The sequence below is a fragment of the Micromonospora terminaliae genome, assembly GCF_009671205.1.
Taxonomy (GTDB): domain Bacteria; phylum Actinomycetota; class Actinomycetes; order Mycobacteriales; family Micromonosporaceae; genus Micromonospora; species Micromonospora terminaliae.
The window spans coordinates 4,759,271-4,771,684 of sequence record NZ_CP045309.1; the positions used below are offsets into that span (position 1 = coordinate 4,759,271).

The 12,414-nt window shown below is 75.9% G+C and carries 12 protein-coding genes; 2 read left to right on the plus strand and 10 right to left on the minus strand.

What is annotated here, in order from left to right:
• Nucleotides 1-13: 13 nt before the first annotated feature.
• The 9 genes from tsaD to GCE86_RS21780 form a co-directional block, all read right to left on the minus strand.
• A complete protein-coding gene (gene tsaD / locus GCE86_RS21740; RefSeq protein WP_091262673.1) occupies nt 14-1,060 on the minus strand; it encodes a tRNA (adenosine(37)-N6)-threonylcarbamoyltransferase complex transferase subunit TsaD in 1,047 nt (348 codons plus the stop codon).
• A gap of 5 nt (nt 1,061-1,065) precedes the next feature.
• Complete coding sequence (gene rimI / locus GCE86_RS21745) at nt 1,066-1,518, minus strand: ribosomal protein S18-alanine N-acetyltransferase (RefSeq protein ID WP_154228668.1); 453 nt, start codon at nt 1,516-1,518, stop codon at nt 1,066-1,068.
• Nucleotides 1,515-2,192, minus strand: a complete 678-nt coding sequence (gene tsaB / locus GCE86_RS21750; RefSeq protein ID WP_154228669.1) for a tRNA (adenosine(37)-N6)-threonylcarbamoyltransferase complex dimerization subunit type 1 TsaB — start codon at nt 2,190-2,192, stop codon at nt 1,515-1,517. Before tsaB ends, rimI begins: the two co-directional genes overlap by 4 nt.
• A gap of 99 nt (nt 2,193-2,291) precedes the next feature.
• A complete protein-coding gene (ung, locus tag GCE86_RS21755) occupies nt 2,292-2,993 on the minus strand; it encodes a uracil-DNA glycosylase (RefSeq protein ID WP_154228670.1) in 702 nt (233 codons plus the stop codon).
• A gap of 62 nt (nt 2,994-3,055) precedes the next feature.
• Complete coding sequence (gene tsaE, locus GCE86_RS21760) at nt 3,056-3,532, minus strand: tRNA (adenosine(37)-N6)-threonylcarbamoyltransferase complex ATPase subunit type 1 TsaE (RefSeq protein WP_154228671.1); 477 nt, start codon at nt 3,530-3,532, stop codon at nt 3,056-3,058.
• A 55-nt stretch (nt 3,533-3,587) separates the two neighbouring features.
• Nucleotides 3,588-4,679: an alpha/beta fold hydrolase gene (locus GCE86_RS21765; RefSeq protein WP_154228672.1), complete on the minus strand. Its 1,092-nt coding sequence runs from the start codon at nt 4,677-4,679 to the stop codon at nt 3,588-3,590.
• Nucleotides 4,676-5,794 (minus strand): alanine racemase, encoded by a 1,119-nt coding sequence (alr, locus tag GCE86_RS21770; protein WP_154228673.1) that lies wholly within the window; start codon nt 5,792-5,794, stop codon nt 4,676-4,678. Before alr ends, GCE86_RS21765 begins: the two co-directional genes overlap by 4 nt.
• A gap of 172 nt (nt 5,795-5,966) precedes the next feature.
• Nucleotides 5,967-7,436, minus strand: a complete 1,470-nt coding sequence (locus tag GCE86_RS21775) for an NAD(P)H-hydrate dehydratase (RefSeq protein ID WP_154228674.1) — start codon at nt 7,434-7,436, stop codon at nt 5,967-5,969.
• Nucleotides 7,437-7,499: 63 nt separating this feature from the next.
• On the minus strand, nt 7,500-7,868 hold the full coding sequence (locus GCE86_RS21780) for a holo-ACP synthase (RefSeq protein WP_154228675.1): 369 nt from the start codon (nt 7,866-7,868) through the stop codon (nt 7,500-7,502).
• 164 nt (nt 7,869-8,032) lie between these two features.
• Between GCE86_RS21780 and GCE86_RS21785 the strand changes: the two genes are divergently transcribed.
• A complete protein-coding gene (locus tag GCE86_RS21785; RefSeq protein WP_154228676.1) occupies nt 8,033-8,329 on the plus strand; it encodes a type VII secretion target in 297 nt (98 codons plus the stop codon).
• Complete coding sequence (locus tag GCE86_RS21790; RefSeq protein WP_239543302.1) at nt 8,326-10,155, plus strand: alpha/beta hydrolase; 1,830 nt, start codon at nt 8,326-8,328, stop codon at nt 10,153-10,155. Before GCE86_RS21785 ends, GCE86_RS21790 begins: the two co-directional genes overlap by 4 nt.
• Nucleotides 10,156-10,219: 64 nt before the next feature.
• Here GCE86_RS21790 and glmS read toward each other — a convergent pair whose 3' ends face one another.
• Complete coding sequence (glmS, locus tag GCE86_RS21795) at nt 10,220-12,133, minus strand: glutamine--fructose-6-phosphate transaminase (isomerizing) (protein ID WP_154228677.1); 1,914 nt, start codon at nt 12,131-12,133, stop codon at nt 10,220-10,222.
• Nucleotides 12,134-12,414: the final 281 nt, after the last annotated feature.

The following is a 12,414-nucleotide window of genomic DNA, read 5'->3' on the forward strand; positions in this document are numbered from 1 at the left end:
TCCCCTCCCCGCCTCAGACGCTGACCACGGTCAGCGGCATGGCGGAGTCGGCCGGCAGGTCCAGCCGGCTCGGGGCGACGCCCGCGGCGACCAGGTGCGAGCCGAGCGCGGCCACCATCGCGCCGTTGTCGGTGCAGAGCTTCGGCCGGGGCGTACGCACCCGGACGCCGTGCTTCGCGGCCCGGTGCTCCGCCATCGCCCGCAGCCGCGAGTTGGCCGCCACCCCGCCGCCGATCACCAGCGTGTCGATGCCGCTGGTGCGGCAGGCGTCCAGCGCCTTGCCGACCAGCACGTCGCAGACCGCCTCCTGGAAGGACGCGGCCACGTCGGCCACCGGCACCGGCTCGCCCGCCCGCTGCCGCGCCTCCACCCAGCGGGCCACCGCCGTCTTGAGACCCGAGAAGGAGAAGTCGAAGCGGTGCCCCGCCAGGTCCTTGGGCGCGGTCAGCCCGCGCGGGAAGGCGATCGCCGCCGGATCGCCGGCCCGCGCCTCCCGGTCGATGAACGGGCCGCCCGGGAACGGCAGCCCGAGCAGCCGGGCCACCTTGTCGAACGCCTCGCCGGCCGCGTCGTCGATGGTCGCGCCGAGCGGGGTGACCTCCCGGGCCAGGTCGTCGACGCGCAGCAACGAGGAGTGCCCGCCGGAGACCAGCAGGGCGATGGCCGGCTCGGGCAGGGGGCCGTGCTCCAGGGTGTCCACGGCCACGTGCGCGGCGAGGTGGTTCACCCCGTACACCGGCTTCTCGGCGGCCACCGCGTACCCCTTGGCGGCGGCGACCCCGACGAGCAGCGCGCCGGCCAGGCCCGGCCCGGAGGTGACGGCGATCGCGTCGATGTCGGCGATCGTCACCCCGGCCTCGCGCAGCGCCCGGTCCATGGTCGGCACGATGGCCTCCAGGTGGGCGCGGCTGGCCACCTCGGGCACCACACCGCCGAACCGGGCGTGCTCCTCGACGCTGGAGGCCAGCGCGTCGGCGAGCAGGGTGTGCCCGCGGACGATGCCCACCCCGGTCTCGTCGCAGGAGGTCTCGATGCCGAGGATCAGTGGTTCGTCAGCCATGCGCGTCAGTCCTCGTTGCGCTGCATGACCAGCGCGTCGGTGTTGCTCGATTGGTAGTACCCGCGGCGCACGCCGATCGGCTCGAAGCCGTACATCGCGTAGAGCCGCTGGGCGCGGGCGTTGTCGGCGGCGACCTCCAGCAGCGTGCTGCGCACCCCGCGCCGGGCCGCCTCGGCGAGCAACGCCTCCAGCAGCAGCCGGCCGATCCCTCGGCCCTGCGCGTCCCGGCGGACCCCGATGGTCTGCACCCACGCCTCGTCGGGCGGCGCCACCATGAGCCCGGCGTAGCCGAGCACGGTGCCGTCGTCGTCGGTGGCGGCCACATAGTGGTCGCCGTTGGCCAGTTCGTTCCAGAACATCGCCGGGGACCACCGGTCGGCGCCGAACAGGTCCGCCTCCAGGGGCAGCACCTCCTCGATGTGCCACCAGCGGAACCGGCCCAGTCGGACCTGGCTCATTGCAGGACCGGCTTGTGGCCGGTGGCCGCCACCGCGTCCGGGCGGCGCAGGTAGAGCGGGGTGAGCGGCTCGCCGGGGGCGCCCGCGCGGATCCGCTCGGCGGCCAGGCGGGCCAGCGCCAGGGCGTCCGGGTAGCGCGGCTCCTCCCGGACCGGCAGGCCGAGGACGTCGGCGTACCGGTGCGCGCCGTCGCCGACGGCCACCGTGACGGCCAGACCCCGGGCCCGCTCCGCGGCGACCGCCGGGGTGTCCACGTTCGGGCCGGCGATGCGCTGGCCGGCGCCGTCGTACACGGCCCAGTAGACCTCCCGGCGGCGGGCGTCGCTGGCGGCCAGGACCGGCTCGCCGGCCGCCGCCGGGTGGCCGATCCCGTCGAGCGAGCACACCCCGTACGTGGGGATGCCGAGCACCTGACCCATCGTGGCGGCGGTGACCAGGCCCACCCGGAGGCCGGTGAACGGCCCGGGACCGAGCCCGGCGACGATCGCGGCCAGGTCGGCGGGCCGGGCGCCGACGTCGGCCAGCACCGCGTCGACCTGCGGGGCGAGCAGCTCGCCGTGCGCCCGGGCGTCGACCGTGCAGCGCTGCGCGCGGGCCGCGACGCCGTCCGCCGAGACCTCGACCAGCGCCGCGGTCACCGCGGGCGTCGAGGAGTCCACCACGAGTACGAGCACGGTATGCCAGCCTAGTCGCCGCCCCGGTTACCGGCGGTGACGCCCCTCCCCCGTCATCGCTGCGCTCGCAGACCCGGACCGGCGGCGCCGGCTCGACGGTCAGCCGGCGGTGCGCTCCCAGTCGATCGTGGGCAGGCCGGCGTCGGCGAGTGCCTTGTTGGCCGCGCTGAACGGGCGGCTGCCCAGGAAGCCGCGCGGGTTCATGGGGCTCGGGTGGCCCGCCTCCAGCACCACGTGGTTCGGGTTGGTGACCAGGGCGGCCTTCTTGCGGGCGTAGCCACCCCAGAGCAGGAAGACCACCCGCCGGTCGAGCGCGTCGAGCGCCCGGATGGTGGCGTCGGTGAACTCCTCCCAGCCCCGGTTGGCGTGCGAGCCCGGGGTGGCCTGCCGGACCGTCAGCACCGCGTTGAGCAGCAGCACGCCCTGCGCCGCCCAGCCGCTCAGGTTGCCGCCGGCCGGCTTCGGCACGCCCAGGTCCTCGCCCAGCTCCTTGAAGACGTTGCGCAGCGACGGCGGCACCGTCACCCCGTCGCGCACGCTGAAGCTCAGCCCGTGCGCCTGCCCGGCCCGGTGGTAGGGGTCCTGCCCCAGGATCAGCACCCGGGTGTCCGCCGGCCCGCACAGGCGGTAGGCCGAGAACAGGTCCTCGACCGGCGGGAAGACCGTGCCGGTGGCGTACTCCCCGGCGACGAACTCGGCCAGCGCCGCGGTGCGGGCCGGGTCGAGGTGCGGGGTGAGCGCCGCCCGCCAGGTGTCCGGCAGGAGCGCCAGCAGGTCGAGGGTGGGAGCGTCGTCGGGCATCGGCAACCTTTCACCGCGTCTGGTCGGTCCCCGGCACTCTAGGCAGCGGGTACGACACGGGGTCAGTCGAGGGCGGCCAGCCGCCGTGCCCAGTCGCCGCCGACCGGCTCCAGGGTGAGCACCCGGGTGTCGTCGTCCCGCCGGTCGATGCGCACCCGCAGATGGGCGTCGACCAGCTGCTCGACCATCCCCTCGCCCCACTCGACCACGGTGACCGCCTCGTCCACCGAGGCGTCCAGGTCCAGATCGTCGATCTCGGCGCGCGGGTCGGCCGACTCCCCCAGCCGGTACGCGTCGGCGTGCACCAGGGTCACCCGGCCGCCCCGGGCCGGATCCGGCCGGTGCACCCGGGCGATCACGAACGTCGGCGAGGTGATGTCGCCCCGCACCCCGAGGCCGGCGCCGATGCCCTGGGTCAGCGCCGTCTTGCCGGCGCCCAGCGGGCCGCTGAGCAGCAGCAGGTCACCGGCACGCAGCACCCCGGCCAGCCGGCGGCCGAACTCGTGTGTGTCGTCGATCGTCTCGAGCTCGACCTTCACAGCGCCATCTCGGCTCGCGACTGCGGGGCTCGCAACCCCGGCTCACTCCTCGCGCTCACAGCGACTCCAGGAACCTCTCCAGCGCCACGTTCACCTCGTCGGCGTGCTCCAGCATCACCACGTGCCCGCTGTCCTGGATCTTCACGAACTCGGCGTGCGGCAGCCGCCGGACGATCTCCTCGGAGTGGGTCACCGGAGTGATCATGTCCTTGTCCCCCACGATCACCAGCACCGGCGTGCCGGCCAGCGCGGCCAGCGCCGGGAACCGCGAGTGGGTGGCCAGGGTGCGCAGGTAGCGGGTGACCGTGTCGGCCGAGGTGCGCGAGTTCATCGTCTCGACGTAGGACACCAGGGCCGGGCTGGGCTTCGGGGTGCCGAAGCCGTACCTGCGGGTGAGCAGCCAGGCCACGTTGGAGGTCGACTTGCGGGCCTTGTCGATCACCGTGCCGCCGTAGCGCGTGGCGTTGCTCATCATGTACATCACCGGCGCGCCGACCCGGCCGAGCAGCGCGGGCGCCACCAGCTTGGTTTCCGCGAGCAGGCCGCCCGAGGTGGCCATCAGCACCGTGCCGACCACCCGGTCGCCGAACAGCTCCGGATACAGCTCGGCCAGCGCCATGATCGTCATGCCGCCCATGGAGTGGCCGATCAGCACGAGCGGCCCCTCCGGCGCCACCTCGTCGATCACGCGGCGCAGGGTGTGGCCCAGCGCGGCCAGGTCGTAGTCGCCGCTCTCCAGCTTCCCGGAACGGCCGTGCCCGGGCTGGTCGTAGGCGACCACCCGGTAGTCGCCGCGCTCGGCGAGCAGCTTGCGCTGGAAGTGGAACGTCCCCATGTCCAGGCAGAAGCCGTGCACCAGCACCACGGTCGGGTGCCCCGCCACCGGACGGGTCGCCTCGACCACCTCCACGTGGATGTCCGTGCCGTCCGGCATCTCCAGCCGGTACGCCGCGTCGTACCGCTGCTCGCCGAACACCTCGTCGGCGTACGGGTCGGCGGGGTCGGACTTGAGGCGGCGGACCAGGACCCGCTCGCTCACCACCCCCGCGGCGAGGCCGGCGGCGGCCACACCGAGCGCGGCGCCCACCACCCCGGCGGCCCGGCCGGCGGCGCTCCGCGGCCGCGGAATCCGGAACCGCTGACTCATGGGCGCTCGCCGTCGTAGACCCGCGGCACCCGGACGCCGCCGAACCGGGTCACGATCTCGTAGTTGATGGTGCCGACCGCCTCGGCCCAGTCGTCGGCGGTGGGCTCGCCGTCCGCCCCGCTGCCGAAGAGGGTGGCCACGTCGCCGGCGGCCACCTCGTCCTCGCCGCAGTCGACGACGAACTGGTCCATGCAGACCCGCCCCGAGATGGTCCGCCGCTTCCCGGCGAGCTGCACCGGGCCCGTGTTCGAGGCGTGCCGGGGCACCCCGTCGGCGTAGCCGAGCGGGACGACCGCCAGGTTCGCCTCCTGCTCGGTGAGGTAGGTGTGCCCGTACGAGACGCCGGTGCCCGCCGGGACCCGCTTGGTCAGCATCACCCGGGCCCGGGCGGTCATCGCCGGGCGCAGGCCGAACTGCTCGCCCTCGATCGGGGAGAGGCCGTAGACGGCCAGACCGGGGCGGACCAGGTCGAAGTGGGTGTCCGGGCGCGTCAGCGTGGCGGCCGAGTTGGCCAGGTGCCGGTAGCGGGGGCGCAGCCCGGCCCGCTCCACCATCTCCAGCCCCTCGTGGAACACCGCCAGCTGGCGGTCGGTGGTGGGGTGGCCGGGCGAGTCCGCGTACACGAAGTGGCTCCACACGCCGACCACCTCGACCAGGCCGTCGGCCTGGGCCTTCGCGGCGGCCTCCAGCAACGCCGGCCAGTCGGCGACGGTGGCCCCGCCGCGGGACAGCCCGGTGTCGATCTTGAGGTGCAGCCGGGCCGGGCGGTCCGCCCGCCGGCCCGCCTCGATCATCTCGTCGAGCTGGGTGAGGCTGGCGCAGCCCAGGTCGACACCGACCGCGACCCCGTCGTGCAGCGGCAGCCCCGGATCGAGCAGCCAGGCCAGCACGGGCGCGGTCACACCCTGCTGCCGCAGCAGGAGCGCCTCGTCGAGGGTGCAGACGCCGAGCCAGTCCGCCCCGGCGTCGAGCGCCGCGTTGGCCGCCGGCACCATGCCGTGGCCGTAGCCGTCGGCCTTGACCACCGCCATCAACTCGGCGCTGGTGCCCGACTTGAGCCGGGCCACGTTGTCCCGGATCGCGTCCAGATCGACGCGCACCTCCGACTGCCACATGCCCTCAGCCTACTTCCGTCGGTGATCACCATGGCCGCGAGCCGCGCGGCCGGCCTCGTCGGCCGCGTGCGGACCGCCGTGTCGGCCGGGCGCGGGCCGCCGTCGCCGGCCGCCGGCGGGCGCCGGCCGCGGTCGTGTGCCTGCCGCCGTCGTGCGCCGGCCGGGGTCGTGCTCAGGGCAGGCGGGCCAGCACCGGGCGGAGCGCGGTCGCCACGTCGGGCGCGGTCACCGGACCGCCGCGCGCCGCCTCCCGGCCGGCCAGCCCGTGCAGGTACGCGGCCGCGGCGGCCGCCCGCTCCGGGGCCAGCCCGGCGGCGAGCAGCGAGCCGAGCAGCCCGGCCAGCACGTCGCCGGTGCCCCCGGTGGCCAGCACGGGCGTGCCGGTGGGGTTGACGTAGGCCCGGCCGTCGGGGGTGCCGATGATCGTGCGGTCGCCCTTGAGCAGCACCACCGCGTTCATCCAGGCGGCCAGCCGCAGCGCCGCCCCCACCCGGTCCGTCCCGGGGGTCTCGCCGCACAGCCGGGCGTACTCGCGGTCGTGCGGCGTCACCACGATCGGCGCGTCGCGCCCGCGCAGCCGGTCCGCCAGCTTGCCGTCGACCAGCAGGGTGAGCGCGTCGGCGTCGAGCACCGCGGGCACCGGCGCGGCGAGCACCGCGCGCAGTTCGGCGGCGGACTCCTCGCCGGTGCCCAGCCCGGAGCCGCAGACCCAGGCCTGCACCCGGCCCGAGGCGGCGACCCGGTCGGTGGCGATCACCGACGGGTGCTGGTGCAGGACCTCGGCCCTCGCGCCGCCCGCGTAGCGGACCATGCCGGTGGGGCCGGCCAGCGCGCCGCTGACCGACAGCACGGCCGCGCCCGGATAGGTCGCCGAGCCGGTCGCCACCCCGACCACGCCCCGGCTGTACTTCTCCGAGGACGAGCCGAGCCGGGGCCACCAGTCGACCAGGTCGGACCACTCGGTGACGCGCAGCGCCGGAGTGCCGCGCAGCCACGGCTCGAGCCCGATGTCGACCAGCTCGATGTGCCCGGCGAGCGGCGCGGCCGGGCCGACCACCAGGGCCGGCTTCAGCGCGCCGAAGGTGACCGTCACGTCGGCCCGGACGGCGCAGGGCCGGCCCGAGGCGGTGAGCGGCACGTTCCCGGTGTCCACCGCGACGCCGCTCGGCACGTCGACCGCGACCACCGTGGCGCGCGTGCCGTCCCGCCCGATGCGCTCGGCCAGGCTCGCGGCGAGCTGGTCGGCGGTCTCCCGCAGGCCGCCGGTGCCGCCGATCCCGACGATCCCGTCCAGCACCAGGTCCACCACGGCCGGCGGCCGGTCGACGACGCGCCCGCCGGCGGCGCGCAGCGCGGCCAGCCCCTCGGCGTGCGCCCGGCCCGGGGTGAGCAGCAGGGCGGCGACGGCCGCGCCCCGGCGGGCCAGGTGCGCGCCCGCGTAGAGGGCGTCGCCGCCGTTGTCGCCGGACCCGACCAGCAGCAGCACCCGGGCGCCGTAGACGCCGCCCCGGTCGCCGAGCAGCAGCGCGCAGCGGCGGGCCAGCCCGGCGGCGGCCCGCTGCATGAGCGCCCCGGGCGGCAGGGTGGCCATGAGGCCCGCCTCCGCCGCGCGTACGTCCGCGACCCGCCACACCGGTCTCATGCCACCCCGTCCCGTCCGTTCGTCCCGTTCGTCCCGGACCGGCCGACCGGCCGCCGGGCCGGCTCACCCTTCCGCGACCACCATGGCCGACGCGATCCCGCCGTCGTGCGACAACGACAGGTGCCAGCGGCTGATCCCGCGCTCGGCCGCCGCGGCGGCAACCGTGCCGGTGACGCTCAGCCAGGGCCGGCCGGCCTCGTCGGGCACGACCTCGCAGTCGTGCCAGCTGAGCCCGGCCGGCGCGCCGAGCGCCTTGGCCACCGCCTCCTTCGCGGCGAACCGCGCGGCCATCGACTCCGGCGAGCGCGGGCTGCCGGAGCGGGTGTGGCGCTCGGTCTCGGTGAAGAGCCGGTCGGCGAGCGACGGCGTGCGCGCCAGGGACCGGGTGAACCGGTCGACCAGCACGACGTCGATGCCGACAGCCACGATCACGGACCTCACCCTACCGGCGCGCCGGGCCGCGGACCGGCCGTGGAGAACGCCTGTGGAAAACCCGGGGTACGCCCCACCGCCCGTCGTCCACAGGGCCGGCGCGGGGCGTCCGCCCCGCCGTAGCGTCCCCGCTGTCCGTCCGCCGGATCGCAGGGAGGGCACCGATGGGCGAGGAGCCGTTGCACGTCGAGCCGGAGCTGTTGCGTGGGGTGGCCCGGGAGCTGACCGACGACGCCTACCGCCTGGCGCGGGGGCCGGCCGCCGAGCCGGGGCTGGTGGTGCCGGCCGACGGCTGGCGGGCCGGGGTGGCGCTGGCCGACCTGGAGGCGGCCGTGCAGCGCTGGTGCGGGTCGCTCGCCGCCCGGGTGGCGGCCACCGGCGAGGCGGTCCGCGCCGCCGCCGACGGCTACGAGGCCGTGGACGAGCGTGCCGCCCGCCGGTTCGCCGGGATCCCCCGATGAGCACGTCGACCGACTCCCCCGGTCGCGGCGGCCAACCGGCGGCCGGCCCGGTGCCGGGACCACACCGCGCCACGAGCGGAGATGGCGCAGCGCCGGCCGGTGTCCCGGCAACGCGGCCCCCGAGGCCCACGGCCGGAAGCACCGCACCGCCGGCCGGTGGCCCTCCGCGTCGACAGGCGGGGCGCGAACGCCCGCCGGCCGGGCGCCGGGAGCGAGCCGCCGAGGCGCCGTCGGTCGGCTACGCGCAGCTGTGGCGGGCCGACCCGGGAGCGTGGACCGCTGCGGGCGCCGCCTGGCGCGGGCTGACCGGCCCGGTCCGGCGCCGGGCCGACGGGCTGAGCGCCCGGATCGGCGCGCTGCACCCCGGCTGGTCGGGTGCGGCCTCGGGCACCGCCCGGGGGCGGATCGGTGAGCTGCGCACGGCGCTGACCGACGTGCTGCCCGCGCTCGTCGAGGTCGACCAGGTGCTCGCCGAGTTCGCCGCCCGGGTGGGCGCGGCCAGGGCGCGGCTGGGTGCCGCCGTGGCCGCCGCCGAGGCGGGCGGCCTGCTGGTGGACCGGGCCGGGGCGGTCCGGCCCGATCCGGCCCGCCCCCGGCCGGCCGCCGCCGTCGGGCCGGCGGTGGTGCAGGCGAGTGCCGGGATCCGGGGCGCGCTGGCGCTGGCCGGCGCGGCGGACCGGGAGGCGGCCGGCCGGCTGGGCGACCTGACGACGGCGGCGGCGACCGGCTGGGTGAGCGTCCCGCCGGGACTACGGCCGTCGCCCGGCGCGGGGCCGGTCGAGGTGAGCCGGTGGTGGGCCGGCCTCACCCCGGCCGAGCGCCGGTGGCTGATCAGCCGCGAGCCGGAGCGGGTCGGCCGCCTCGACGGGGTGCCGGTGGCCGCCCGCGACCAGGCCAACCGCCTGCTGCTGGCCCGGCGACGGGCAGAGCTCGTGGAACGGCGGGCCGGGCTGCTGCGCCCGCTGCCGGCCGGGCCACTCGAACTGGCCCGGCTGGCCCGGCTCGCCGGGGTGGAGGCGGCGCTGCGCGGCCTCGACGGGCTCGGCGAGCGGCTGGCCGCACCCGGGGCGCCACGGGCGTACCTGCTGGGGCTGGACCCGGCCGCGGACGGACGGGCGGTGGTGGCGCTCGGCAACCCGGACCGGGCCGGCGCGGTGCTGACCTACGTGCCGGGGATGACCGCGGACCTCGCCGACGCCCCGGGCGAGCTGGGCCGGGCCGCCCGCGTGCTGGGCCGGTGCGCGGCGCTCGAACCGGGCACGGAGGCGGCGGCCGTGCTCTGGCTGGACTACGACGCGCCGGACTTCCTGCCCGAGGCGGCGCGTGGCCGGCAGGCCGAGGACGCCGGGCCGGCCCTGCACCGGTTCCAGGAGGGGCTGCGCGCCTCTCACGAGGGGTTGCCCGCCCGGCAGACCGTGCTCGGGCACAGCTACGGCTCGGTGGTGGTCGGCACCGCGGCCCGGGACCACGGGCTGAGCGCCGACGCGCTGGTGTTCGTCGGCTCTCCGGGCGTGGGCGTCGACCATGCCGCCGAGCTGCGGATGCCCCCCGGCCAGGTCTGGGCCGCCACCGCGCCGGACGACGTGATCCGGCTGGCCCGGCCGCCCGAGGAGCTGGCCCGGCGGGCGGTGCTGGCCGGCACGCCGCTCGGCCCGGTGATGGCGCTGCTCGACCCGCACGACGACCGCCTCTGGTTCGGCGCCGATCCGAGCACACCCGGCTTCGGCGGCCGGCGCTTTCCCAGCGGGCGGCACGGGCACGCCGGCTACTGGGATCCCGGCAACCCGGCGCTGGACGGGATGGCCCGGATCGTGCTGGGCCGATGACCGCACGAGGGCGGAAACGGCGCGGCCCCTCCGCCGTGGGACGGAGGGGCCGCGACCGGGTCGACTACTCGACGGTGACCGACTTGGCCAGGTTCCGGGGCTGGTCCACGTCGTGCCCGCGGGCGGCGGCGATCTCGGCGGCGAGCACCTGGAGCGGCACGGTGGTCACCAGCGGCGCGAGCAGCGTCGGCGTGCGCGGCACGTAGATCAGGTGGTCGGCGTAGCGGACCACGGCCTCGTCGCCCTCCTCCGCGATCACGATGGTGCGGGCGCCGCGGGCGCGCACCTCCTGGATGTTGGAGACGACCTTGTCGTGCAGCATGCCCCGGCCGACCGGCGACGGCACGATGCAGATGACCGGCGTGCCCTTGTCGATCAGCGAGATCGGGCCGTGCTTCAGCTCGCCGGCGGCGAAGCCCTCGGCATGCATGTACGCCAGCTCCTTGAGCTTCAGCGCGCCCTCGAGGGCCACCGGGTAGCCGACGTGCCGGCCGATGAACAGCACGGTCGGCTCCGACTTCAGCTCACGGCCCAGCTCGCGGACCGGCTCGATCCGGTCCAGCAGCTCGCGCAGCTTGGCGGGCATCTCCTGGAGCTGGGCCACCACGGCGCCGACCTCGTCGGCGAACTTGATCCCGCGCACCTGGGCGAGGTGCAGCCCGATCAGGTAACACGCGACGACCTGGGTGAGGAACGCCTTGGTGGACGCGACCGCGATCTCCGGGCCGCCGTGCGTGTACAGCACCGCGTCGGACTCGCGCGGGATGGTGGAGCCGTTGGTGTTGCAGATGGCCAGCACCCGGGCCTTCTGATCCTTGGCGTGGCGCAGCGCCATCAGCGTGTCCATGGTCTCGCCGGACTGCGAGATCACCACGATCAGCGTGGACCGGTCCAGCACCGGGTCGCGGTAGCGGAACTCGCTGGCCAGCTCCACCTCGCAGGGGATCCGGGTCCAGTGCTCGATGGCGTACTTGGCGACCAGGCCGGCGTGGTAGGAGGTGCCGCAGGCCACGATGAAGATCTTGTCGACGTCGCGCAGGTCCTGCTCGCTGAGGCGGACCTCGTCGAGGGCGATCTCGCCGCTCTCGGTGAGCCGGCCCAGCAGCGTGTCCGCGATGGCCTGCGGCTGCTCCTCGATCTCCTTGAGCATGAACCAGTCGTAGCCACCCTTCTCGGCGGCCGACGAGTCCCAGTCGATGTGGAAGTCCTTGCCGGTCGCAGGCTGGCCGGCGAAGTCGGTGATCTCGATGCTCTCCGGGGTGATGAGGACGATCTGGTCCTGGCCCAGCTCGACCGCGTCGCGGGTGTGCTCGATGAACGCGGCCACATCGCTGGCCAGGTAGTTCTCGCCGTCGCCCCGCCCGACCACGAGGGGCGAGTTGCGCCGGGCGCCGACCACCGCGCCCGGGATGCCGGCGTCGACGGCCAGCAGCGTGAAGGCGCCCTCCAGCCGCTGGCAGACCAGCCGCATGGCCGAGGCGAGCAGCTGCGGGCTGTCGACCTCGCCGGCCGAGCGCAGATCGGCCAGCGAGCGGGCGAGCAGGTGCGCGGCGCACTCGGTGTCGGTGTCGCTGGTGAACTCGACGCCGTCGGCCTCCAGCTCGGCGCGGAGCTTCGCGAAGTTCTCGATGATGCCGTTGTGGATCACGGCGACCCGGCCGTCCGGCGACAGGTGCGGGTGGGCGTTGCGGTCGGTCGGGCCGCCGTGGGTGGCCCACCGGGTGTGGCCGATGCTGGTGGTCCCGTCGCCGATGCCGATCGGGCTGGCGGCACAGGACTCCGGGTCGGAGGCGGCGCGCTCCGCGAGAACCTTCTCCAGGTTGGCCAGCTTGCCGGCCTTCTTCTCGATCAGCAGCTCGTCGTCACAGACGACGGCGACGCCCGCCGAGTCGTAGCCGCGGTACTCCAGCCGCCGCAGTCCGTCCAGCACGATGCCGAGCGCCGGGCGCGCACCGGCGTAACCCACGATTCCACACATGGTCCGCAGCCTAACCCAGTTTCGCTCACCGCGCGTGCTCGGAAGGCGGGTAAACGATCACTGAATTTGAGCGAACCGGTGAGCGGATGGCGAGGATCGGACAAACCTCGCAGACAACCCGGGACACGGGAAGCGGGGACGCGGCATCGACGGCGGACATTCGGGTACCCGACCTGCGCACGGGTACGCGCGGGCGGGTCGCCCGGCCGTACATTGAGGGCCCCGTCGGGGCGACGCCCCCGACCCCACCCCCTCCGCGGTCGTCCGCGCCGTCCCCTGCG